This window comes from Poseidonibacter parvus (genome assembly GCF_001956695.1).
GTDB classification, from domain to species: Bacteria; Campylobacterota; Campylobacteria; order Campylobacterales; family Arcobacteraceae; genus Poseidonibacter; species Poseidonibacter parvus.
Genome location: NZ_CP019070.1, coordinates 384,813 through 406,829, shown reverse-complemented (window position 1 = coordinate 406,829; position 22,017 = coordinate 384,813). Strand labels below are relative to the sequence as shown.

23 protein-coding genes are annotated in these 22,017 nt (G+C 29.0%); 17 read left to right on the top strand and 6 right to left on the bottom strand.

The window, feature by feature from the left end:
- Position 1: 1 nt before the first annotated feature.
- Together LPB137_RS02030 and LPB137_RS02025 are read left to right on the top strand one after the other, a co-directional pair.
- A complete protein-coding gene (locus tag LPB137_RS02030) occupies positions 2-1,252 on the top strand; it encodes a cytochrome b (RefSeq protein ID WP_076083723.1) in 1,251 nt (416 codons plus the stop codon).
- The gene (locus LPB137_RS02025) at positions 1,252-2,136 is read left to right on the top strand and encodes a c-type cytochrome (RefSeq protein ID WP_076083720.1); all 885 of its coding nucleotides are present in this window, start codon (positions 1,252-1,254) and stop codon (positions 2,134-2,136) included. Before LPB137_RS02030 ends, LPB137_RS02025 begins: the two co-directional genes overlap by 1 nt.
- 80 nt (positions 2,137-2,216) lie before the next feature.
- On the opposite strand, the gene LPB137_RS02020 is transcribed toward LPB137_RS02025, so the two are convergent.
- Together LPB137_RS02020 and LPB137_RS02015 are read right to left on the bottom strand one after the other, a co-directional pair.
- Positions 2,217-2,888, bottom strand: coding sequence for a 16S rRNA (uracil(1498)-N(3))-methyltransferase (locus tag LPB137_RS02020; protein WP_076083717.1), 672 nt, complete (start codon positions 2,886-2,888; stop codon positions 2,217-2,219).
- Entirely contained in the window at positions 2,888-3,283 is a 396-nt protein-coding gene (locus tag LPB137_RS02015) for a hypothetical protein (RefSeq protein WP_228144679.1), read from the bottom strand. Before LPB137_RS02015 ends, LPB137_RS02020 begins: the two co-directional genes overlap by 1 nt.
- 92 nt (positions 3,284-3,375) lie before the next feature.
- On the opposite strand from LPB137_RS02015, the gene LPB137_RS02010 reads away from it, so the two are divergent.
- The 8 genes from LPB137_RS02010 to accA all read left to right on the top strand — a co-directional run bounded on the left by LPB137_RS02010 (position 3,376) and on the right by accA (position 10,098).
- Positions 3,376-4,596 carry a molybdopterin molybdotransferase MoeA gene (locus tag LPB137_RS02010; protein ID WP_076083711.1) on the top strand — a complete coding sequence of 407 codons (1,221 nt, stop codon included), beginning with the start codon at positions 3,376-3,378 and terminating at the stop codon, positions 4,594-4,596.
- Positions 4,589-5,278, top strand: a complete 690-nt coding sequence (queC, locus tag LPB137_RS02005) for a 7-cyano-7-deazaguanine synthase QueC (RefSeq protein ID WP_076083708.1) — start codon at positions 4,589-4,591, stop codon at positions 5,276-5,278. Before LPB137_RS02010 ends, queC begins: the two co-directional genes overlap by 8 nt.
- A gap of 2 nt (positions 5,279-5,280) precedes the next feature.
- Positions 5,281-5,814 (top strand): 6-carboxytetrahydropterin synthase, encoded by a 534-nt coding sequence (locus tag LPB137_RS02000; protein ID WP_076083705.1) that lies wholly within the window; start codon positions 5,281-5,283, stop codon positions 5,812-5,814.
- Positions 5,807-6,571, top strand: a complete 765-nt coding sequence (locus LPB137_RS01995) for a 7-carboxy-7-deazaguanine synthase QueE (RefSeq protein ID WP_076083702.1) — start codon at positions 5,807-5,809, stop codon at positions 6,569-6,571. Before LPB137_RS02000 ends, LPB137_RS01995 begins: the two co-directional genes overlap by 8 nt.
- Before the next feature lie 61 nt (positions 6,572-6,632).
- The gene (gene fabG / locus LPB137_RS01990) at positions 6,633-7,376 is read left to right on the top strand and encodes a 3-oxoacyl-ACP reductase FabG (protein WP_076083699.1); all 744 of its coding nucleotides are present in this window, start codon (positions 6,633-6,635) and stop codon (positions 7,374-7,376) included.
- A 94-nt stretch (positions 7,377-7,470) separates the two neighbouring features.
- Positions 7,471-7,701: an acyl carrier protein gene (gene acpP, locus LPB137_RS01985; RefSeq protein ID WP_076083696.1), complete on the top strand. Its 231-nt coding sequence runs from the start codon at positions 7,471-7,473 to the stop codon at positions 7,699-7,701.
- Positions 7,702-7,830: 129 nt separating this feature from the next.
- Complete coding sequence (locus LPB137_RS01980) at positions 7,831-9,087, top strand: beta-ketoacyl-ACP synthase II (protein ID WP_076083693.1); 1,257 nt, start codon at positions 7,831-7,833, stop codon at positions 9,085-9,087.
- Positions 9,088-9,156: 69 nt separating this feature from the next.
- Positions 9,157-10,098: an acetyl-CoA carboxylase carboxyl transferase subunit alpha gene (gene accA, locus LPB137_RS01975; protein ID WP_076083690.1), complete on the top strand. Its 942-nt coding sequence runs from the start codon at positions 9,157-9,159 to the stop codon at positions 10,096-10,098.
- 44 nt (positions 10,099-10,142) lie between these two features.
- Here the strand turns inward: accA and LPB137_RS01970 are convergent, their stop codons facing one another.
- Positions 10,143-10,475 carry a histidine triad nucleotide-binding protein gene (locus LPB137_RS01970; protein WP_076083687.1) on the bottom strand — a complete coding sequence of 111 codons (333 nt, stop codon included), beginning with the start codon at positions 10,473-10,475 and terminating at the stop codon, positions 10,143-10,145.
- A gap of 130 nt (positions 10,476-10,605) precedes the next feature.
- On the opposite strand from LPB137_RS01970, the gene LPB137_RS01965 reads away from it, so the two are divergent.
- The 7 genes from LPB137_RS01965 (at position 10,606) to efp (ending at position 20,079) form a co-directional block, all read left to right on the top strand.
- On the top strand, positions 10,606-11,604 hold the full coding sequence (locus tag LPB137_RS01965) for a phenylalanine--tRNA ligase subunit alpha (RefSeq protein WP_076083684.1): 999 nt from the start codon (positions 10,606-10,608) through the stop codon (positions 11,602-11,604).
- Complete coding sequence (gene pheT, locus LPB137_RS01960; protein ID WP_076083681.1) at positions 11,601-13,922, top strand: phenylalanine--tRNA ligase subunit beta; 2,322 nt, start codon at positions 11,601-11,603, stop codon at positions 13,920-13,922. The genes LPB137_RS01965 and pheT overlap by 4 nt, the downstream gene beginning before the upstream one ends.
- A 28-nt stretch (positions 13,923-13,950) precedes the next feature.
- Positions 13,951-15,228 carry a 3-phosphoshikimate 1-carboxyvinyltransferase gene (gene aroA, locus LPB137_RS01955; protein ID WP_076083678.1) on the top strand — a complete coding sequence of 426 codons (1,278 nt, stop codon included), beginning with the start codon at positions 13,951-13,953 and terminating at the stop codon, positions 15,226-15,228.
- Between the two features lie 119 nt (positions 15,229-15,347).
- Entirely contained in the window at positions 15,348-16,184 is an 837-nt protein-coding gene (locus tag LPB137_RS01950) for a 4-hydroxy-3-methylbut-2-enyl diphosphate reductase (RefSeq protein ID WP_076083675.1), read from the top strand.
- Positions 16,185-16,249: 65 nt separating this feature from the next.
- Positions 16,250-17,902 carry a 30S ribosomal protein S1 gene (locus LPB137_RS01945; protein WP_076083672.1) on the top strand — a complete coding sequence of 551 codons (1,653 nt, stop codon included), beginning with the start codon at positions 16,250-16,252 and terminating at the stop codon, positions 17,900-17,902.
- 20 nt (positions 17,903-17,922) lie between these two features.
- Positions 17,923-19,509, top strand: coding sequence for a phosphoglycerate dehydrogenase (gene serA, locus LPB137_RS01940; RefSeq protein ID WP_076083669.1), 1,587 nt, complete (start codon positions 17,923-17,925; stop codon positions 19,507-19,509).
- Positions 19,510-19,518: 9 nt separating this feature from the next.
- Entirely contained in the window at positions 19,519-20,079 is a 561-nt protein-coding gene (efp, locus tag LPB137_RS01935; RefSeq protein ID WP_076083666.1) for an elongation factor P, read from the top strand.
- Positions 20,080-20,135: 56 nt separating this feature from the next.
- On the opposite strand, the gene ribD is transcribed toward efp, so the two are convergent.
- The 3 genes from ribD to rbfA all read right to left on the bottom strand — a co-directional run bounded on the left by ribD (position 20,136) and on the right by rbfA (position 22,017).
- Complete coding sequence (ribD, locus tag LPB137_RS01930) at positions 20,136-21,146, bottom strand: bifunctional diaminohydroxyphosphoribosylaminopyrimidine deaminase/5-amino-6-(5-phosphoribosylamino)uracil reductase RibD (protein ID WP_076083663.1); 1,011 nt, start codon at positions 21,144-21,146, stop codon at positions 20,136-20,138.
- An 86-nt stretch (positions 21,147-21,232) separates the two neighbouring features.
- Positions 21,233-21,661 (bottom strand): ribosome maturation factor RimP, encoded by a 429-nt coding sequence (gene rimP, locus LPB137_RS01925; protein ID WP_076083660.1) that lies wholly within the window; start codon positions 21,659-21,661, stop codon positions 21,233-21,235.
- Entirely contained in the window at positions 21,658-22,017 is a 360-nt protein-coding gene (gene rbfA, locus LPB137_RS01920) for a 30S ribosome-binding factor RbfA (RefSeq protein WP_076083657.1), read from the bottom strand. The genes rimP and rbfA overlap by 4 nt, the downstream gene beginning before the upstream one ends.

Here is a 22,017-nt window from a genome sequence, read left to right as displayed (position 1 = left end):
AATGGCAAAATTTGAAAAAGCTAACTCTGTTGGTGAATGGTTAGACCAAAGGTTAAATACTACAACATTCAATAAAGTTATGATGACTGAATATTGGATTCCAAAAGATATTAACTTCTTATGGGCAATGGGTGTATTATTAGCTACTACATTTGGTATTTTAATCATTTCTGGTATTTTCTTAATGATGTATTACAAACCAGATATTGGTTTAGCATTTGATTCTGTTAACTACACAATTATGCAAGAAGTTGCATTTGGTTGGTTATTTAGACATATGCATGGTGTTGCAGCTTCGGTTGTATTCTTAATTATTTATATTCACATGTTTACAGGTATCTACTACGGTTCTTATAAGCAAGGTAGAGAAATGATTTGGATTTCAGGTATGTTATTATTTATGACATTCTCTGCTGCTGGATTCTCTGGATATATGTTACCATGGGGACAAATGTCTTACTGGGCTGCTATGGTTATTACAAACTTATTTGGTGGAGTTCCTGTAATTGGTGATGCTTTAGTTATTTGGATTAGAGGTGATTTTAATGTGGCCGATGCTACATTAACTAGATTCTTCATGTTACACGTATTCTTATTACCTATTACTATTATGGGTATTATTGGATTACACTTCTATACATTAAGAATTCCTCACGTTAACAACCAAACTTCTGATGAATTTGATTTTGATGAAGAAGCTGAAAAATATTTAGCTGGAAATAAAAAAGAGTCAAAAGTTATTCCTTTCTGGCCTGTATTTATTTCTAAAGATTTAGCTGTATTAGGTATTTTCTTAATATTCTACTTCTATTTAGTATTCTTCCATTATAACTTTGCAATGGATCCAGTTAACTTTGATCCTGCTGATAATATGGTAACACCTGCTCACATTTATCCTGAGTGGTATTTCTTATGGTCGTATGAAGTATTAAGAGGTTTCTTCTTTGATATTGCTGGATTTAAAGCCTTTGATATTGGATTAATTGCATTTGCATTTGCAAACGTTATTTTCTTAGTATTACCATGGTTAGATAGAGATCCTGCAATTTTACCAGCACACAAAAGACCTGTGTTCTTTATTTGGTTCTGGATATTAATGGCAGATTTAATTGTACTTACTGTTTATGGTAAATTACCACCAACAGGTGTAAATGCATGGGTTGGTTTCTTTGCAGCAACATTATTTATTATTATGTTCTTAGTACTACCAATTGTTACAAAAATAGACGCTAAGAAAAGGGGAGCATTATAATGAGAGAATTAAAAATACTAGCAGTAGTAGTAGCTTTAACGCTTATTACATACTGGGGAGTTGAGCCATTTGCTCACTCTCAAATGCACCCACATGTTGCACCTGCAGATTTTAAATTTGAAGATGTACAAAAAGACGTTGCTGATGTTACTTCATTAGAAGGTAATGCAACAGCAGGTGAAGCATTAGTTACTGCAAACTGTACTGCTTGTCACTCTATTAAATCTAAAGGTTTCCCTGAGATTATGGATAATGCAAGTTCAGCAGCAGCTTACGGTGTTACACCTCCTGATTTAGGAAGTGCAGGAAAATTATATGATGCTGCTTATTTAGCTGCATTTATTAAAAACCCTGCAAAAGCTTCTGATGTTTCTCATAAATTTGTTGATGGACGTGCTCATCCAATGCCTGGTTATGATTGGATGCAACCACAAGAAATTGCTGATATGGTAGCATACTTAAAATCTATTGCTCCAGAAGAAATGAGTAATAAAGAAGTATTTACAGATGCTTGTCAAAGATGTCACTCAATCAAATACGCTGATATGCAAAAAGGTACAATGGCAGCATTTACACCTGATGAAAATATCAAAGCATATATGGGTAAACTACCACCTGATTTATCTCAATACATTAAATCAAGAGGACATGAATATTTAGAAACATTCATTAATTTACCTCAAAAACATCTTGAAGGTACTGCAATGCCTAGAGTTGGATTAACTGAAGAATCTCAAGAACAAGTTGTAACTTATCTTGAAGAAATTGGAGATCCAAGTAAAGAAGCTAGATCTGAATTAGGACCTAAATTCTTAATTTATATGGTAATCTTTGCTATATTTGCATTCTTATGGAAAAACTCTAAATGGAGAGAAGTTCACTAGAACTTCTTTTTATAAGGAAATAAAAAAGGCCTAGAAGTTTTACTTCTAGGCCTTTTTTTTACTTTAAAAACTATAAATATTTATATTAATATTTTAGATGCTGCACTTAATATTGCTGTTTCACTTCTTAATATTATATTTGATTTAAAACCAACTATCTTCTCTTTGTTAAAAGTCAATCTTTCATCTTTTGAGAAGCCACCTTCACAACCAATAACTAAAGTTTTAATATCTTCTTTTTTATCATCAATTGAAATATCTGAAAAATCCAAGAAATAAACATTCTCATTTTCTTTCATAACTTCTTCTAATGAATTACAAAAATCTAATTTTATAATATCTGATCTTCCACATTGAGAAGAAGAATTAATTAATATTTTTTCTAACTTCTCAAAATTTAATTTAAAATTCTTTTGTGAATATTCACAATAAACAAAAGTAATTTTTTCAACTCCTAATTCATTTAAAGAAGCTAAATACTTCTCAATTGTTTTAGGATCAACTAAACACCAAATTAAATGTAAACTATTTTCATTTCTTACTATTTTTTCTTCACTTGAAATTAAATTAAAACTAGCACTTCTTCTATTTATTGAACTTAGCTTATATAAATAAAGCAAATCATTCTTTAAATTTCTAAAATATATTTCATCATTAATTTTGTGCCTTCTTGCTTTTATTAAATATTTATATGTATCATCACTTATTTCTAAGAATTCATTTCCGCAATTAATATCATAAGTGAATTGCATTAAAATACTTTACTTATAAGGTAAATAGAGACTATTACAGAAATCTCTATAATATAGATTTTTTTTGCATATTTATAAAACTCTTGTTGAGCTTCTACATCAGCAAACTTAATAACTCTCATTTTCTTATATCTTTTAATTTCAATTACTAGTAAAAAAATAGAAGCTGGTATCATTAAAAATATTGTAATACTCATAACTTGAGCATAAAAAGCAACAATTGTTCCAGTATAAATTACAATAGCATTTGTTAAATGATATAAAGGCGTCATTGCTTTTAATCTTTTAGCTAATTTTATAAACTCTGTTTGTGTTAGTACTGAATACAAATTAAATAGCATAACTGCTAAAAAAAAGTATATTACATAGACGTGTGTATCGATTGCACTTTGCATTAATTCCATTATTGTTTATCTCACTTTTAAAATTTTTCGCTATTATAGCTAACTTGTCATAAGTTTTTATCTTAATTAAAAAAAGGAATAAAATGGCTATTAGTGTTAATGATGCAATAAATATTATTTCAAATATCAAAACAACTTTAAAATATGAAATCATACCAATTGAAGATGCTGTTAATAGAATTTGTGCGCAAGAGGTAATAGCAAGTTCTTCTTTACCTAAATTTGACAATTCTGCAATGGATGGCTATGCAATAATATACAATAATAAAGAAAATGAACTTGAAATAATAGACACAATTTTTGCAGGTGATGATAATAAAACTGCTCTAAAAGAAAATACATGTATTAAAATAATGACAGGAGCTAGAGTTCCTTTAAATACAACAGCTATTATTCCAAAAGAAGATGTAAAAACTATAGATAACAAAATAAAAATATTAGAAAATGTTAAAGAATTTCAACATGTTAGATTTATTGGTGAAGATATAAAAACTGGTGAGAAGTTAATTGATATTGCAGACGAAATAAATTTTGCAAAAATTACACTTCTTGCAAGTCAAGGAATTTCTCACATAAAAGTTTATAAAAAACCAAAAATCGTAGTATTTTCAAGTGGTGAAGAATTAAAATTGCACTACCAAAAAATACAAGATCATCAAATATATAATTCAAATACACCTACATTTATAGCGCGTGCCAAAGAGCTTGGTTGTGATGTTACATTTATAGGACAGGCAAAAGATAGTATTGAAGCAATTAAAGAATTAGTATTAAATTCACTTGATGCCGATTTAATAGTAACCTCAGGTGGGGTATCTGTTGGTGATGCTGATTTTACAAAAGATGCTTTTAATGAATTAGATTTTGAAACCTTAATTGATGGTATTAAGATAAAACCAGGGAAACCTACAATATTTGGTAAAATAAATAACACATATATTTTAAACCTGCCAGGGAACCCACTTGCATCTGCATTAATTTTTGAACTGTTTGGGAAAATATTAATTCAAAAACTATTAGGTTCAAGCGAAATAAATCCAAATTATATAGAAACAAACATAAGTGAAGATTTTAAAACACGAAAAGGAAGAATTACAATTATTCCAGGATATTTTAATGGACAAGAATTTACACTTGCAAGAAAAAGATCACCAGGTATGGTTTCAATTCTATCTTCATGTAATTCAATAATAGTATTAGATGAAAAAGTTGAGTTTTTAGGAAAAAACTCAAAAGTGAAAATACTACCAATAAATTGGAAATTCTTTAGCAAAGATAAAAAGGACTTTTTAACATATGAGTAAACAAACAACATCTAAAAGCAAAAAAGCTATATGTATTTTAAGTGGGGGAATGGACTCTACACTTGCATCATATATTGCAAAAAAAGATGGTAATGAAATAATTGCTGTTCATTTTAATTATGGACAAAGAACAGAAAAAAGAGAATTAAAAGCATTTAGAGATATTTGCAATGATTTAGAAATTTTAAATAAATATGAAATAGATATTCCATTTTTCACACAAATTGGAGCAAGTGCATTAACGGATGAAACAATTGATGTTCCAGTAAATGGAGTTGAAAGTGGAGTTCCAATTACTTATGTGCCTTTTAGAAATGGAATTTTTCTTTCAATTACAGCTGCAATTGCTGAAAAAGAAGAAGCAAGTGCTATGTATATAGGTGTTGTTCAAGAAGATAGTTCAGGTTATCCTGATTGTACTGATGAGTTTATTGCTGATATTACAAAAGCTATTAATCAAGGAACAAAAGAGACTACAAAAATTGAAATAAAAACACCTCTAGTGCATTTAAGCAAAAAACAGATTGTTCAACATGCAAAAGAATTAAATGTTCCTTTAGAGCACACATGGTCATGTTATAAAGAAAGTGAAAAAGCCTGTGGTGTATGTGATTCTTGTAGACTTAGATTAAATGGGTTTAAACTTGCAAATGCAAAAGACCCAATTCCTTACAAAGTATAAAGATGCATTGGAAAATATCAAAAGAGTTTGATTTTTGTTATGGACATAGAGTTTGGTCACAAACTTTAAACACAGAATTTTCACTAGATGGGTGTTTGAAATGTAGACACTTACATGGTCATCAAGGGAAAATTCTAGTTTACCTTGAAGCAGAAGAATTAAAAGATGGAATGGTAACTGATTTTAAGCATTTAAATTGGTTTAAAGTTTTTATTGATGATGTACTTGATCATAAATTTATTTTAGATATTAATGATCCTTTATTTGAAACCTTAATACCAAATGTTTCAAAAAAAGAATTAATATTTTTTGAAGAAGGCTATTCAATAATAGATTTAAATAAGTTTTCAAATGAAGCCATACATTTAAAAGAACTTTACGAAGGTTATATTATTGTTGATTTTGTACCAACAAGTGAAAATTTATCAGCTTGGTTTTTAAGAATTGTACAAAAGAAAATGAATAAATTAAATGTAAAAGTTTCGCATATAGAATTTTTAGAAACACCAAAGAGTAAAAGCACATTTTATGCTTGAAATAAATGAAATTTTTGGTCCTACTATTCAAGGTGAAGGAAAACTAGTAGGAACACCTTCAGTTTTTATTCGTTTTGGAAAATGCAATTTTAATTGTGTTGGTTTTGATGTAGAGTATGAAACACCAAGTGGAATTAAAAAATGTGGCTGTGATTCATTTTATGCAGTTGATAAAGAATTCAAAGACTCTTGGACAAACTACAAATCTTACGAAGAGATTGTAAAAGAAGTAGATATCTTAACAAAACAATCAGCATCCCTATATAAAATGGATATTGTAATTACAGGTGGAGAGCCTTTACTTTATTGGAATAAAGATGAATTTCAAAAACTATTAAAACACTATATTGAAGAAGGTCATCAAGTAACAATTGAAACTAATGCCTCTTTAAATCTTAATTTCACATATGATTACCAAGAAAAAATCATATTTTCAATGAGTGTTAAATTAAGTAATTCGCTTGAATCATTAAAAAAAAGAGTTAATTATGAGACTTTAAATAAGATATTAACAAAGACCAATGACTCTTATTTAAAGTTTGTAATTGATACAAAAATCATAGAAAATGCAAAAAAAGAGATTGAAACAATATTAGATAATATTCCAAAAACACAAGTTTATTTAATGCCCTTAGGTGATACAGCAGCTAGCATAAATGAAAATTGTGAAGAAGTTATTCAAATGGCAATTGATTATGGCTATTTATATTGTGATAGATTACATATTAGAGTATGGGATAATAAAAGGGGCGTATAGCTATAATACGGAATTATGTAAGAGCTATCTTACAACTATTAAATTTTAATAAAGGATAAAAATGAATTTTACAGGTTCAAATGTATTAGTAACTGGTGCTAGTCGTGGTATTGGTGCTCAAATTGCAAAAACTTTAGCTGGCTATGGATTAAAAGTATGGATTAACTATAGAAGTGGAGCAGAAGCTGCACAAAAGATTCAAGAAGAAATAGAAGCTGCAGGTGGAAAAGCTGCAATAATTAAAGCTGATGTAACAAATGAAGAAGAGTTTAATGCTGCAATTAAAACTATTATTGATGCAGATGGTGAAATTTCATACTTAGTTAATAATGCTGGAATTACAAAAGATAAATTAGCATTAAGAATGAGTGTTGATGATTTTAATGATGTAATTTCTGCAAACTTAACATCTACATTTATTGGATGTAAAGCTTCATTAAAAGCTATGGGTAAAAAAAGATTTGGATCTATTGTAAACATCTCTTCAATTGTTGGAGAAATGGGAAATCCAGGTCAAACAAATTATGCTGCATCAAAAGGTGGAGTAAATGCTATGACTAAAGCTTTTGCAAAAGAAGCAGCAGCTCGAGGTATTAGATATAATGCAGTTACTCCAGGATTCATTCAAACTGATATGACTCATGAATTAAAAGCTGAAGTTAAAGCAGAATATGAAAAAAATATTCCATTATCAAGATTTGGAAATCCAAGTGAAATTGCTGATGCAGTTGCATTTTTATTAAGTGATCATTCATCTTATATTACAGGTGAAATATTAAAAGTTAATGGTGGATTATACGTATAATCAAAAATACGTATTAGTAAAATTTTATAATTTAAAAGACTTTTTAAAATCTTTTTTGTTATAATACTGAACAATTTTATAAAAGGAATTAAATATGGCATTATTAGAAGATGTAATAGAAGTTGTAGTTGAGCAATTAGATTGTGATGCGGCAGAAGTAAAAGAAGATTCAAAGTTTATTGAAGATTTAGGTGCAGATTCACTTGACGTTGTTGAATTAGTTATGGCTTTAGAAGAAAAATTTGATATTGAAATCCCTGATGAAGATGCAGAAGGTATTTTAACAGTATCAGATGCTATTAAATACATCGAAAATAACGCGTAATTTTAACGCAATAAAATAGAAAACTAGGAAACTGGTCTTCTATTTTTTTAATTTAAATTCTTGAATTTTTTAATACAAGATTGAATAATTTAAATAAAAATTAATAATTAATTAGACGGAGTAAATTTGATGAAAAGAGTAGTTATAACTGGATTAGGAACTATCAATTCAATAGGACATAATGTTGAAGATTCATTCAAAGCTGTAGTTGACGGTGTTTGTGGAATTGATACAATCACACTATTTGATATTGAACAATTCCCTGTAAAAATTGCAGGAGAAGTAAAAGATTTCGATCCAACAACTGTAATGGATAAAAAAGAAGTTAAAAAAGCAGATAGATTTATTCAATTAGGTATAAAAGCAGCACATGAAGCTATGATGGATTGTGGCTTAGCTGGTGAAGATGGTAAAGTAGCAATCGAAGATTCTGAAAGATTTGGTGTTATTTCAGCTTCTGGAATTGGTGGATTATCTACTATTGAAAAGAACTCAGTAGTATGTGCTAATAGAGGTCCTAAAAGAATATCACCATTCTTTATTCCTTCATCATTAGTAAATATGCTAAGTGGTTTTATTTCAATTGCACATGGATTAAAAGGTCCTTCATTATCACATGTAACTGCTTGTGCAGCTTCTACACATGCATTAAATGATGCAGTAAAAACTATTGCACTTAATGGTGCAGATAGAATTTTAGTAGTAGGTGCTGAAAGTGCTATTTGTGGTGCAGGAATGGGTGGTTTTGCATCTATGAAAGCATTATCATCAAGAAATGATGATCCTAAAACTGCATCAAGACCATTTGATAAAGATAGAGATGGGTTTGTAATGGGTGAAGGTGCAGGTGCTCTTGTAGTTGAAACACTTGAATCAGCAAAAGCACGTGGTGCAAAAATCTATTGTGAAATTATTGGTTTTGGTGAATCTGCAGATGCCAACCATATTACAGCACCTGTTATGGAAGGTCCATTAAGATCAATGAAAGCTGCTATATCTATGGCAAGTGCTAATCTTGGTGAAGATGTTAAAATTGATTACATTAATTCTCATGGTACATCAACACCAGTTGGAGATGGTAATGAATCAAAAGCGATTGTTGAACTATTTAATGGTGTTGAAAACTGTCCACCTGTTACATCTACAAAAGGTCAAATTGGTCATTGTTTAGGAGCAGCAGGTGCTATTGAAGCAATTTTTGCAATTAAATCATTGAATGAAGGAATTATTCCTCCAACAATTAATATTCAAAACCAAGACCCTGAATGTCCTTTAGATTATGTTCCAAATACTGCTAGAAAAGTAGAATTAACAACAGTTATGAGTAATAACTTTGGATTTGGTGGAACTAACGGTACTGTAATCTTTAAAAAATACCAAGATTAATAACTACACATTATTGAATTAAAAAAGAGCTAGATTTTCTAGCTCTTTTTTTTTACTAAAAGGAAAAAAATGGCAACTTACTTAGAATTTGAAGATAAGATAAAAAAAATAGAAGAAGATATCATAGTTGCAAGAACTAAAGCAGATGAACCAGCTGTTGAAATCTTAGAAAAAAAACTTGAAAAAGAAGTTGAAAAAACTTTTAAAAACTTAAGTGATTACCAAAAACTTCAATTAGCAAGACATCCAGATCGTCCTTATGCAATGGATTATATAAGTGGATTATTAACAGATGCTTATGAAATACATGGAGATAGACATTTTGTTGATGATAAAGCAATTGTTTGTTATCTTGGATATATTGATGAACAAAAAGTTATGGTTATAGGTGAACAAAAAGGACGAGGTACAAAGGATAAGCTACATAGAAACTTTGGTATGCCACAACCTGAAGGTTATAGAAAAGCGTTAAGAGCTGCAAAAATGGCAGAAAAATTCCAAATACCAATTCTTATGTTAGTTGACACTCCGGGTGCATATCCAGGATTAGGGGCTGAAGAGAGAAATCAATCTGAAGCAATTGCTAGAAACTTATATGAATTTGCTGATTTAACAACTCCAACTGTTTCAGTTGTAATTGGTGAAGGTGGTTCAGGTGGTGCTTTAGCTATTTCAGTTGCAGATAAACTTGCAATGATGAGATATTCAGTTTACGCTGTAATCTCACCAGAAGGTTGTTCAGCCATTTTATGGAATGACCCTTCAAAAGTTGAAACAGCAGCAAATGCTCTTAGAATTACGTCTGATAATTTAAAAGATTTAAATTTAGTTGATGATGTAATTAATGAACCATTAATTGGTGCACATAGACAAAAAGAAGAAGCAATAAGAGCTTTAGGTGAATACTTTATAACTTCAGTTAATGAATTAAAACAATTAACACCTGCTCAAAGATACCAAAAGAAATATGAAAAAATTATGGCTTTAGGATCTTTTAAAGAAGGAAAATAAAACTTCTTTAAATCATAAATTTAAGTAGTTAAAACTACTTAAATTTAATCTCTAACTAAACGACCAACACTTTCTCCACCTAATAAATGAAAATGTAAATGAGAAACTTCTTGTCCACCATCACTTCCAATATTTGTAATTAATCGATAACCACTCTTTCTAATTTCAAGTTTTGCAGCTACTTTATGAATAAACTCTGTCATACTTGCCATAATTTTTGGTGGTACTACGTCAAAAGAATCATAATGTTCTTTTGGAATAATTAAAACATGAATCTTTTTAGCTGGATTAATATCATTAAATGCTAAAAAGTTATCATCTTCTAATATAGTTTGATTTGGAATTTCACCTTTTACAATTTTACAAAATATACACATTGCTTTTCCTTGAATTTGAATCGTAAATAATTATAACCAAACTCTAATAAATCTTTAAGTATAATCGCAAGAATATAGAAATAGAATAATTAAAACAATCCAATATTATTCATAAAAAACAGGAGATAAAGTGACAGAATTGATTCAAAATATTAGCAATGCAGCATCACTTGAAGAGTTAGAAAATCTTAGAATTGAAACACTAGGTAAAAAAGGTATTTTAACTTTAGAGTTTGCAAAAATGAAGAGTATTCCAAATGAAGAGAAAAAAGCATTTGCTCAAAACTTAAATGAACAAAAAGTAAAAGTTACTACAGCTATTGAAGATAGAAAAGTAATTTTAGAAAAAGAAGCTTTAAATATAAAACTACAAAGTGAAAAAATCGATGTAACAAGATTTAATAATGAACTATCTTGTGGAGCAACACACCCTGTTGTTGAAACAATGAATAGAATTATCACTTACTTCCAAAATCTTAATTTTGCAGTCGAAGAAGGACCTTTAGTAGAAGATGATTTTCATAACTTTGAAGCATTAAATCTACCTAAATATCACCCTGCAAGGGATATGCAAGATACTTTTTATAATAAAGATTATACTCTTTTAAGAACTCATACATCTCCTGTTCAAATTAGAACAATGTTAAAACAAGATCAAAATACTCCAATTAGAATGATAGCACCTGGAACTGTATTTAGACGTGATTTTGATATCACTCATACTCCAATGTTCCACCAAATTGAAGCTTTAGTTGTAGATGATGCGGGAAAAGTTTCATTCGCAAATTTAAAGCATGTATTAGTTGAATTTTTACAACATATGTTTGGAGATGTAGATGTTAGATTTAGACCATCATTTTTCCCATTTACAGAACCTTCTGCTGAAGTTGATATTTCATGTGTCTTCTGTAAAGGTGATGGATGTAGAGTTTGTTCACATACAGGATGGCTAGAAGTTTTAGGTTGTGGTGTAGTAGATCAAAACGTATTTAAAGCAGTTGGTTATGAGAATAAATCGGGATATGCATTTGGTTTAGGTGTTGAAAGATTTGCTATGTTAATTCATAATATTGGAGATTTAAGATCTCTATTTGAAAGTGATACAAGATTATTAGGACAGTTTAGATGATTATTACAAGAACTTGGATACAAGAATTTATAGATATAAAAGATATCTCAACAGATGATATTTGTAAAACACTTAACTCAATTGGATTAGAAGTTGATAGTCTAGAAAGAGTTTCAATTGCACCAAAAGTAGTAGTTGGAAAAGTTTTAGAAAAAATCAAGCATCCAGATGCTGATAAATTAAATATTTGTCAAGTTGATATTGGGTCGGAAACTGTTCAAATAGTATGTGGAGCAAAAAATGTAGACGCTGGACAATTTGTACCAGTTGCAACAGTTGGATGTAAATTATCACCTGACTTTAAAATCAAAAAAGCAAAACTAAGAGGTGTTGAATCAATTGGAATGATTTGTTCTTCAACTGAATTAGGACTTGCAAAATTAAATGATGGAATTTTAGAATTAGATAATTCTATTGGTGAATTAGTAATTGGTAAAGAACTAAATGAATATCCACTTTTAAATGATGATATTATTGAAATTGAATTAACTGCAAATAGAGGAGATTGTTTAAGTATAAACGGTGTTGCTCGTGAGTTAAGCGCTTATTATAATATACCAATGAATGCTTTTGAAAAAAACCTTAATGAAAGTGACTTAGGAATTGGACAAATATTAGGTGTAAAAGCAAATAATATTGATTCATCTTTAATATTCAAAGCTGTAGATTTAGAAAAGTATAAACTAGATTTAATGTCAAAATTAAGAACATCAATTATTGGTAAATATGAAGAAGAAAATGATATTAAAAATGCAATAACATATGCAACACATTGTACGGGAGTACTATTAAATGCATACGCAAAAAATCAAGCAAAAGATGAAAATGCTTTAAGTTTATTAGAGATAAATAAAGATGAAAATGCTTTTGATTGTGTTTATGGGAAAGAAGCTTTAAGTACTATTTGTGTTGAGCATAAAAAAATTAATACAGATGATAATACACTAATTATTGAAGCATCGTATTTAAATCCTGAAAAGCTTTGTATGCAAGTGTTTGAAACAAAAGTAACAACAGGTGAGATTTACTACAAATCATCAAGAGGATCTGAACCTGATATTAATTATGGAATTGATTTCTTAACAACTTTTCTTTCACAAAATGGTGCAAAAATCTATAAAGGGAATGAATCATTTATTGAAGATTCTCAAAAAGCAACACTTGATTTTACAATGGATAAAGTTAATTCAATTATAGGTCAGGATATTCCTGCTTTAGAAGTTGAAAGAATTTTAAGCTCATTAGGGTTTGAAGTTAAAAATGCATTAAATGACATTATAAGTGTAAAAATACCGTTCTTTAGACATGATATTAAAAATATTGCGGATGTTACTGAAGAGATTGTAAGAATTGTTGGAATTGATAACATTCAAGCAAAACCTTTAGCAATTGATGAAGTAAATAGAATTAATCATACTACAAGTGATTTAATCAAAAAAAATAAATTAAGAGCAAAAGCTTGTGAAAATGGTTTTAATGAAACATTAACTTATGTTTTCTCTTCAAGAGAAAGTTTAGAAAAATATTCATTTCCTCTTGTAAAAGAAGAATTAGATGTTTTAAATCCAATTGTAAAAGAGTTAAATACATATAGAACAACAATTGTTTTAAATTTATTAGAAGCTTGTGCAAACAATTATAAAATTGGCGCAAAATCAACTTCATTTTTTGAAATTGGAACAGTTTTTGATATAGAAAGAAATGAATCAAAAAGAATTTCATTTATTCAAACAGGAGCTTGCGAACTTGAAGATGTAACAAATGCAGGAAAACCTGAAAATGCAAGTTTATTCTCATTTGCAAAAAAGATTTTAAATACAATTGGAAAATTCGATTTAGAACCTATGACTAAAATTGAAAATGACTTCATTCATCCATACCAAAATGCAAATGTAATTGTTGATGGTGAAATTATAGGTTTTATTTCAAAAGTTCATCCAAGTGTGTGTGAAGATTATGATTTATCAGATACATTTATTTCAGAAATCAATTTTGATTTAATTAAAAACGATTTAGTTAAAACTGTAGGATATTCTAAATTCCAAGCATCTAAAAAAGATTTAAGTATTATTGCTCCGAAAACTTTAGAATATAGAGAAATTAAAAATGTAATTAATTCTTTAAACGATACTAATATAAAACAATATAATTTAATTGATGTATATAGTGATGAAAGTTTAGGTGAAGATGAGAGTTTAACAATCAGATTTGTTTTACAAAACGATGAAAAAACAATGGAAGAAGAAGATATTACAACTTCAATGAACAATATTTTAGAAGCATTAGAAGCAAAATTATCAATTGGTTTAAGACAATAAAAAAAGATTAAAAATTAAAGGCAAAAAAGTGGAAAAATTTAGTATAAAGAAATTAGACAAAGCATTTAATATTGAAATAGATTCAATTGCAAGTGACAAATCAATATCTCATAGATGTGCAATGTTTTCACTTTTTTCTAATGAAACATCATATATCAAAAACTTTTTAACTGCAGAAGATACATTGAATACATTAAGTATTGTTGAGCAGTTAGGTGCCACGATTAAAAGAGATGGTTCAAGTGTAGAAATTACACCAACTTCAAAATTAAGTGAACCAAATGATGTTTTAGATTGTGGAAACTCAGGAACAGCAATGAGACTTTTTTGTGGTTTATTAGCTTCTGTTGATGGAGCTTTTACATTAGTTGGTGATAAATATCTAATGAATAGACCTATGAAAAGAGTTGCTAATCCTTTAAGATCTATTGGTGCACAAATAGATGGAAGAGAAGAAGGAAATAAAGCTCCTTTATTTATACGAGGAGTAAAAGAATTAACTCCTTTTACATACCATTCACCAGTTGATTCAGCACAAGTAAAATCGGCAATGATTCTTGCTGCTTTAAGAGCAAGTGGAGTTTGTAAATATAAAGAAAATGAATTAACACGTGACCATACAGAAAGAATGCTAAAAGGTATGAGTGCAAAACTTCACACAGATGAAGATGGGTTTATTAATATTCATCCATTAGAAGGAAATTTAAAGCCTTTAAATATAACAGTTCCAACGGACCCTTCATCTGCTTTCTTTTTTGCCCTAGCAGCTGCTATTACAAAAAACTCTCGTGTATTAATTAAAAATGTTACACTAAACCCAACAAGAATTGAAGCATACCATGTTTTAAAAAGAATGGGTGTTACTGTTAATTTTATTGAAAAAGAAAATGTTTATGAACCAATTGGTGATATTGAAGTAATTAATAATGAATTAAATGCAGTTGATGTTAATGAAAATATTTCATGGCTAATAGATGAACTTCCAGCACTTTCAATAGCAATGAGTTTAGCAAAAGGCAAATCAACAGTTTCTAATGCTAAAGAGTTAAGAGTTAAAGAATCTGATAGAATTTCCGCTGTAGTAGGTAACTTAAAACTTTGTGGTGTTGATTATATTGAGCATGAAGATGGTTATGAAATTAATGGTGGAAGAATTACTAAAGCTACTATTACATCTTGTGGCGATCACAGAATTGCAATGAGTTTTGCAATAGCTGGATTGAATAGCGATATGGAAATTGAAGATACACAATGTATTGATACATCATTTCCAAATTTTAAAGAGATTTTAGACTCTTTATATTAAGAACAACTCGTTGTTCTCTTTAGGGTTTGCTTCTTTAAATGGAATTTATTTCCATTGTTAAAAGAAGTCATTAAATAACAGGTCCCTTAGAAATTGGGACAATTTTTAAGGATGAAAAGATGAAAGTAAAATTAGCTTCAAATTATGGATTTTGTTTTGGCGTTAAAAGAGCTATAAAAATAGCAGAAGAGTATAAAAACTCATCAACAATGGGTCCATTAATACATAATCAAGATGAAATAAATAGATTACAAAATGATTTTAATGTAGGACTTTATAAAGATTTAAAAGAAGTTAAAGATGATGATACTGTAATAATCAGAACACATGGTATTCCAAAAAATGACTTAAAAAATCTAAAAGCACAAAATGCAAAAGTAATAAATGCAACCTGCCCTTTTGTAACAACTCCACAACAAATTGTAAAAAAAATGTCAAAAGAAGAGTACTCAATACTTATTTTTGGAGATTCAGATCACCCAGAAGTAAAAGGTGTGCAATCTTATGGTGAAGACCAAGAAGATGTACATATTGTATTAGAACCATCTGATTTAGAAAAAGTAAATTTCAAATATAACAAAATTGCAACAGTAGCACAAACAACAAAAAAGAAAGAAAAATATCTTGAAATTGTAAACACTTTGATTTTAAAAAACAAAGAAGTAAGAGTTTTTAATACCATTTGTGATGCTACTTTTGAGAATCAAGATGCAGCAAGAGAGCTATCAAATGAAGTTGATGTTATGGTTGTAATTGGAGGGAAAAACTCTTCAAATACAAAACAACTTCATTCTATTTGTAAAGAGAATTGTCAAGATTCTTACCTTATTGAAAATGAAAAAGAAATAGATAAAGAGTGGTTTAAAAATAAAACTCTTTGTGGTATAACAGCGGGTGCATCGACTCCTGATTGGATTATACAACAAGTAGTAAATACTATAGAAGCTTGCCATTAAATAGTTTAAGTATTCTTTTTGTATAATCGTGCATTAAATAAAAACGGTAAATATGAAGGAATAAAATGGGTATCGAAGATATTGATTTAGGTGAAGATTTTGATTTTGAGCAAATGCTTAACGAGTCTTTTGAGAATGCTGAGAATAACTCTGTAGTTGATGGTGTAATTGTTGAAATCTCTGGTGACAGAGTTCTTGTTGATGTAGGTCAAAAAGTTGAAGGTCAGATTTATGTATCTGAAATAACAATTAATGGTGAAGTAAAATTCAAAGAGGGTGATACAATCCCTGTAATGTTAATGGGAAGTAGAGGGGAAAGACCTAATATTTCACATAAAAAAGTTCTTCAAAAAGAAAAATTTGACGCTTTTGTTAAATTACATGGTGAAGATGTTGAAAATGTAACAATTGAAGGTAAAATCATTTCTGTTAAACAAAGAGGTGGATTTATTATTGAAGACGAAGAAGGTTGTGAATACTTCATGCCTATGGCTCAGTCTTACTTAAAAGCAATTGGAGCAGTTGGTAAAAAAGTTAAAGCTAAAGTTTTAAAAGTAAACGAAGCTCAAAATTCAATTATTGTTTCTAGAAAGAAATTAATTGAAGAAGGTAAAGCAATTAAAGATTCTAGAGTTGCTGATATCTTAGAAAAAAATGAACCAGTAAATGGTACAATTAAAAAAATTACTTCTTACGGAATGTTTGTAGATTTAGATGGAATTGACGGTTTAGTTAATTACAATGAAATCTCATACAAAGGTCCTGTAAATCCTGCTAATTACTACAATGAAGGTGACGAAGTTACTGTAGTTGTATTATCTTATGATAAAGCAAAACAACATTTATCATTATCAATTAAAGCTGCACTTTCTAACCCTTGGGAAGAAATTAAAGACGAATTAGAAGTTGGTGATACAATTACTGTTACAATTTCTAACTTTGAATCTTATGGTGCATTTGTTGATTTAGGAAATGATATTGAAGGTTTATTACATATTTCTGAAATTTCATGGAATAAAAACGTTAAAAACCCAAAAGAATTATTAACTTTAGGTGAAGAAGTTAACGTTGAAGTTATCGAATTAAATGTAGATGCAAAAAGATTAAGAGTATCTTTAAAGAACCTACAAGAAAAACCTTTTGCTAAATTTACAAAAGAGCATAATGTTGGTGATGTAATCACTGGTAAAATTGCTACATTAACTGACTTTGGTGCATTTGTTACTATTGGTGATGTTGATGGTTTATTACACAATGAAGAATCTTCATGGGAAACTAATGCAAAATGTAAAGCCTTATATAAAAAAGGTGACGAAGTTGAAGTTAAAATTATCAAAATTGATAGAGAAAAAGAAAATATTTCATTATCAGTTAAAGAAATTGCTGACTCTCCTGCAAAAAGATTCCAAGAAACTCATAAAATTGGTGATATCGTTAAAGGAACTGTTAAAGATGCAAAAGACTTCGGTGTATTCATTAAATTAGAAGATAACTTAGATGGTCTTATTAGAAATGAAGATGTTGAGCCATTAGTAATTGAAGAAATCAAAGCTGGTGACGAGATTGAAGCGGTTGTTGTAAATATTGATACTAAAAGAAATAGAGTTAGATTATCAGTTAAAAGATTAGAGCAACAACAAGAAAGAGAAGTTTTAAAATCTGTAAATGATACTTCATCTATGACTTTAGGTGATTTATTAAAAGATCAAATTAAATAATATAATAGGATTAATTTAAAATGAGTAAACACACAATCGTAGTTTGTGACCATATACATGAAGACGGATTAAATATTTTACAAAATACTGAAGACGTAAATTATGTATATGCAGCAGATATTGATAAAACTGAACTTTTAAATGTAATTAAAGATGCAGACGTAGCAATTACTAGATCATCAACTGATGTTGATGAAAAGTTTTTAACTGCAGCTGTTAATCTAAAAGCTATTATTAGAGCTGGTGTTGGATATGATAATGTTGATATGGAAGGTTGTAGCAAAAGAGGAATCATTGCTATGAACGTTCCAACAGCAAATACAATTGCAGCAGTAGAATTAACAATGGCTCATATGCTATCGTGTATGAGAAAATTTCCATATGCACACAATCAACTTAAACAAGATAGAATCTGGAAAAGAGAAGATTGGTATGGTAATGAATTATTCGGTAAAAAATTAGGTGTTATTGGTTTCGGTAACATAGGACATAGAGTTGCATTAAGAGCTAAATCATTTGAAATGGAAGTAGTAACATACGACCCTTATATTCCTTCAACAAAAGCGACTGATTTAGGTATTAACTATACAAATAATTTTCAAGATATTTTAGATTGTGATATTATTACAATTCACACTCCTAAAAATCAAGAAACATTAGACATGATTGGTGAAGAAGAAATTGCTAAAATGAAAGATGGTGTAGTTTTAATTAACTGTGCTAGAGGTGGTTTATATAACGAAGATGCATTATATAACAATCTTAAATCTGGAAAAATTGCAATGGGTGGAATTGATGTATTTATCAAAGAACCTGCAATTGATCATCCTTTATTAGATTTACCAAATGTAACAGTAACTGCACACTTAGGTGCAAATACAAAAGAATCACAAAAGCAAATTGCTATTCAAGCTGCTGAGAATGCAATTGAATCAGCACGTGGAATTGCATATCCAAATGCTTTAAATTTACCAATTGACGAAAGTAAAATTCCTTCATTTGTAAAACCATATATTGAGTTAACTCAAAAAATGGCTTTCCTTTCTGCTCAAATTGATAAATCAGCAATCAGATCTATTTCTGTATGCGCACGTGGTGAAATTGCAGAATACTTAGACTCATTAAATACTTTTGCAACTGTTGGAGCATTAACTGTTTCTTCAGGTGATGAAGTAAATTATGTAAATGCTAAATTCTGGGCTGAAGAAAAAGGAATCACAATTGATTCTAATGTAATGGCTAATAATACAAGTGGTTATAGTAATAAAGTTACTGTAAAAATCACTACTGAAAAAGGTACTACATCTATTTCAGGTACTGTTTTTGATGAAAATGTTCAAAGAATAGTTGAAATTAATGATTTTGTATTTGATATTGAACCTAAGGGTAAAATGATTATTATGAGAAACAATGACATCCCTGGTGTTATTGGAGAAGTTGGAAGACTTCTTGGTGATAATAATATTAATATTGCTGACTTTAGATTATCAAGAGGAAAAGACGGTGCATTAGCTGTTATTCTTGTTGATGAAAAAGTTTGTGCAAATACATTAAAAGAATTAAACAGCTTAGAAGCAGCAAGATCTGTTTCTTATGCGCAAATTTAAGGAGAGACTATGGCTTTAGGAATGAGTGATTTAAAAAAAGGTATGAAGATTGAAGTGGATGGAATTCCATATAGAATTACAGATTACGCACATGTTAAACCAGGTAAAGGTGCAGCATTCGTAAGATGTAAAATCAAAAACTTTTTAAATGCTAAAACTATTGAAAAAACATTTCATGCAGGTGATAAATTTGAAATCCCTGATTTAGAACAAAAAACTATGCAGTTTTTATATGACGATGGTGAAATGTTACAATTTATGGATACAAATACTTATGAGCAAATAGGTTTAACTTATGAGCAAGTAGGTGATACTGAAAAATGGATTATTGACGGAATGAATGTTGATATGATGTTTTTCAAAGGTGAGGCAATTACAGTTGAACCACCTGCTACTGTTGAAATGAAAATTGTAGAAACTCCACCAAACTTTAAAGGTGATTCTCAAGGTGGTAGAAAACCTGCTACTTTAGAATGTGGTGCAGTTGTACAAATTCCTTTCCACTTAGTTGAAGGTGACATTATTAAATGTGACACAAAAACTGGTGAGTATGTAGAAAAAGTTAAGTAATTAACTTTCCTTCTGCTAAAAAGGCTATATCAATATGATATAGCCTTTTTTTATGCCTAGCTTTTTCTCTTTAAAAAAACCAGCTTTTCTTCACCAATATAATTCTCATGAACTATTTCAAAATCAATATCTAAATCATTTAAAGCATTACTGCCTTTTCTAATTTTAGGATTAACTATTAATAAAATATAATCTAGTTTTTCTTTTAAAGTATCTAATAAAGTATAAGTACCCTCAACCATAATAAATTTATGATCAAGTAATTTAAATAAATCATCACTAATAACAACTTCTCTATTAGGAATATGAAATAAAGGTATTTTTCTATCAAAGATTTTATTTTTACTATAAATCATTACATTAGGTGCTCGACCTGCTATATATCTTGCATCCAAAGTCGGTTTATCAGTTCTTACTGTGTTTCCGCCAATAAGTAATAAATCAATCTTATCTCTTAAACTATGTACATATGCTTTTGCTTGATTAGCAGAAATCGCTCCATCTACACTACCGTTTAATGTTTGAGCCATTTTGTAAAAAATAAAAGTCCCACTATTCCACTTTAAAAAAGGATATAAAAGCTCATAGGCTTCTTTCTTTAAGCAATCAAGTTCTATATCTATATCTGCAAGTTTAAGCGTTTCTATACCACCTTTTGCATCATTATTACTATCTTCATGTCCAATAATTACTTTGTTTGGTTTTAACTCTTTAATTAGGTTTGCACATGATGGTGTTTTTCCTATATGATTGCAGGGTTCCAAGGTAACATATACTTTACAATCATTAAAAAAACCCTTATGGTTTTTGATTAGATACTCATGTATTTTAAAAGAATCATTAAGAGTTTTTAATACATCATTAGGATGGTATTTTAAAAAAGCTGCTTTAAGTGCATTAACTTCTGCATGTGGCATTCCAGCTTCTTTATGTGCTTCAATAGCTAATATTTCACTATCACCTTTAACAACCACACATCCAACAGCTGGATTTGGATATGTTAAAAATTGATATTTCCAAGCTTCATTAATAGCTAGATTCATAAAAAAATCATTATTTATTTTCATATTTTATTCTCTTATATTAAATTTTTATTAAAAAAAAAGGAAGTTGAAAATCAACTCCCTTTTTTTGATATTATTTATATTTTAATTTACCATTCAAAATAAGTAGATGCAGATAAAACAGAAGCATGTTCTATTTCTTCAACACCAAATTCTGTTTCAATAGTAATTTTTTCATCATCGCTACTTAAAAGTTTCCCTTTAAAAGTTTCAGTTGAAATATCTTTTACTTTTACATTTTCACCAACAGAAGCAGCAAAATGTTGCTTAGATTTAAGTCTTCTTTCAATTCCAGGAGAGCTTACTTCTAACTTGTATTTACCGCCTAAAGGCTCATCTAAATCTAAAATAGGAGATATCATTCTTGAAACTTCAGCACATTTATCTAAGTTTACACCACCAACAGCTGTGATAGAAACTCTATAAATATTATCATCATGTTCTCTTGCAGTTGTAATATCATAAAGTTCAACACCTAAACTTTCAACTGCTAATTTTATAGATTCTTCTAAATTCATTCTTTATCACTTTTTGATTTATTTATTTGAGCAAATAATGACTCAATATTTCTTGATTGTTCTAAAGCAGTATCATTTAAAAATTTAAAATCTGGACATTTATACCAACCAGTACTAGCTAATATATGTGATTTCAATCTTCCATTTGCTTTATTTAATAATGAAATCATTTGAGTTATTTCTTTTTTTTCATAATCAGAACCATCAAAATAAACTAAGGCATCATATTTTCCATTTTTACAGTTTACATGTGTAATAGCAAGTGTATTAATTCGAGCATCACCTAAAGTAGATAATGCTTCTGGAATTAATTCCATTAATAATGATTCAGTTCTTTGTAAATTAACACTTTTCAT

Bases quoted from the DNA above. Each gene is read 5' to 3' on its own strand.
- LPB137_RS02030 (WP_076083723.1), top strand. From the start codon at position 2: ATGGCAAAATTTGAAAAAGCTAACTCTGTTGGTGAATGGTTAGACCAA.
- LPB137_RS02025 (WP_076083720.1), top strand. From the start codon at position 1,252: ATGAGAGAATTAAAAATACTAGCAGTAGTAGTAGCTTTAACGCTTATT.
- LPB137_RS02020 (WP_076083717.1), bottom strand. From the start codon at position 2,888: ATGCAATTCACTTATGATATTAATTGCGGAAATGAATTCTTAGAAATA.
- LPB137_RS02015 (WP_228144679.1), bottom strand. From the start codon at position 3,283: ATGCAAAGTGCAATCGATACACACGTCTATGTAATATACTTTTTTTTA.
- LPB137_RS02010 (WP_076083711.1), top strand. From the start codon at position 3,376: ATGGCTATTAGTGTTAATGATGCAATAAATATTATTTCAAATATCAAA.
- queC (WP_076083708.1), top strand. From the start codon at position 4,589: ATGAGTAAACAAACAACATCTAAAAGCAAAAAAGCTATATGTATTTTA.
- LPB137_RS02000 (WP_076083705.1), top strand. From the start codon at position 5,281: ATGCATTGGAAAATATCAAAAGAGTTTGATTTTTGTTATGGACATAGA.
- LPB137_RS01995 (WP_076083702.1), top strand. From the start codon at position 5,807: ATGCTTGAAATAAATGAAATTTTTGGTCCTACTATTCAAGGTGAAGGA.
- fabG (WP_076083699.1), top strand. From the start codon at position 6,633: ATGAATTTTACAGGTTCAAATGTATTAGTAACTGGTGCTAGTCGTGGT.
- acpP (WP_076083696.1), top strand. From the start codon at position 7,471: ATGGCATTATTAGAAGATGTAATAGAAGTTGTAGTTGAGCAATTAGAT.
- LPB137_RS01980 (WP_076083693.1), top strand. From the start codon at position 7,831: ATGAAAAGAGTAGTTATAACTGGATTAGGAACTATCAATTCAATAGGA.
- accA (WP_076083690.1), top strand. From the start codon at position 9,157: ATGGCAACTTACTTAGAATTTGAAGATAAGATAAAAAAAATAGAAGAA.
- LPB137_RS01970 (WP_076083687.1), bottom strand. From the start codon at position 10,475: ATGTGTATATTTTGTAAAATTGTAAAAGGTGAAATTCCAAATCAAACT.
- pheT (WP_076083681.1), top strand. From the start codon at position 11,601: ATGATTATTACAAGAACTTGGATACAAGAATTTATAGATATAAAAGAT.
- LPB137_RS01950 (WP_076083675.1), top strand. From the start codon at position 15,348: ATGAAAGTAAAATTAGCTTCAAATTATGGATTTTGTTTTGGCGTTAAA.
- LPB137_RS01945 (WP_076083672.1), top strand. From the start codon at position 16,250: ATGGGTATCGAAGATATTGATTTAGGTGAAGATTTTGATTTTGAGCAA.
- serA (WP_076083669.1), top strand. From the start codon at position 17,923: ATGAGTAAACACACAATCGTAGTTTGTGACCATATACATGAAGACGGA.
- efp (WP_076083666.1), top strand. From the start codon at position 19,519: ATGGCTTTAGGAATGAGTGATTTAAAAAAAGGTATGAAGATTGAAGTG.
- ribD (WP_076083663.1), bottom strand. From the start codon at position 21,146: ATGAAAATAAATAATGATTTTTTTATGAATCTAGCTATTAATGAAGCT.
- rimP (WP_076083660.1), bottom strand. From the start codon at position 21,661: ATGAATTTAGAAGAATCTATAAAATTAGCAGTTGAAAGTTTAGGTGTT.
- rbfA (WP_076083657.1), bottom strand. From the start codon at position 22,017: ATGAAAAGTGTTAATTTACAAAGAACTGAATCATTATTAATGGAATTA.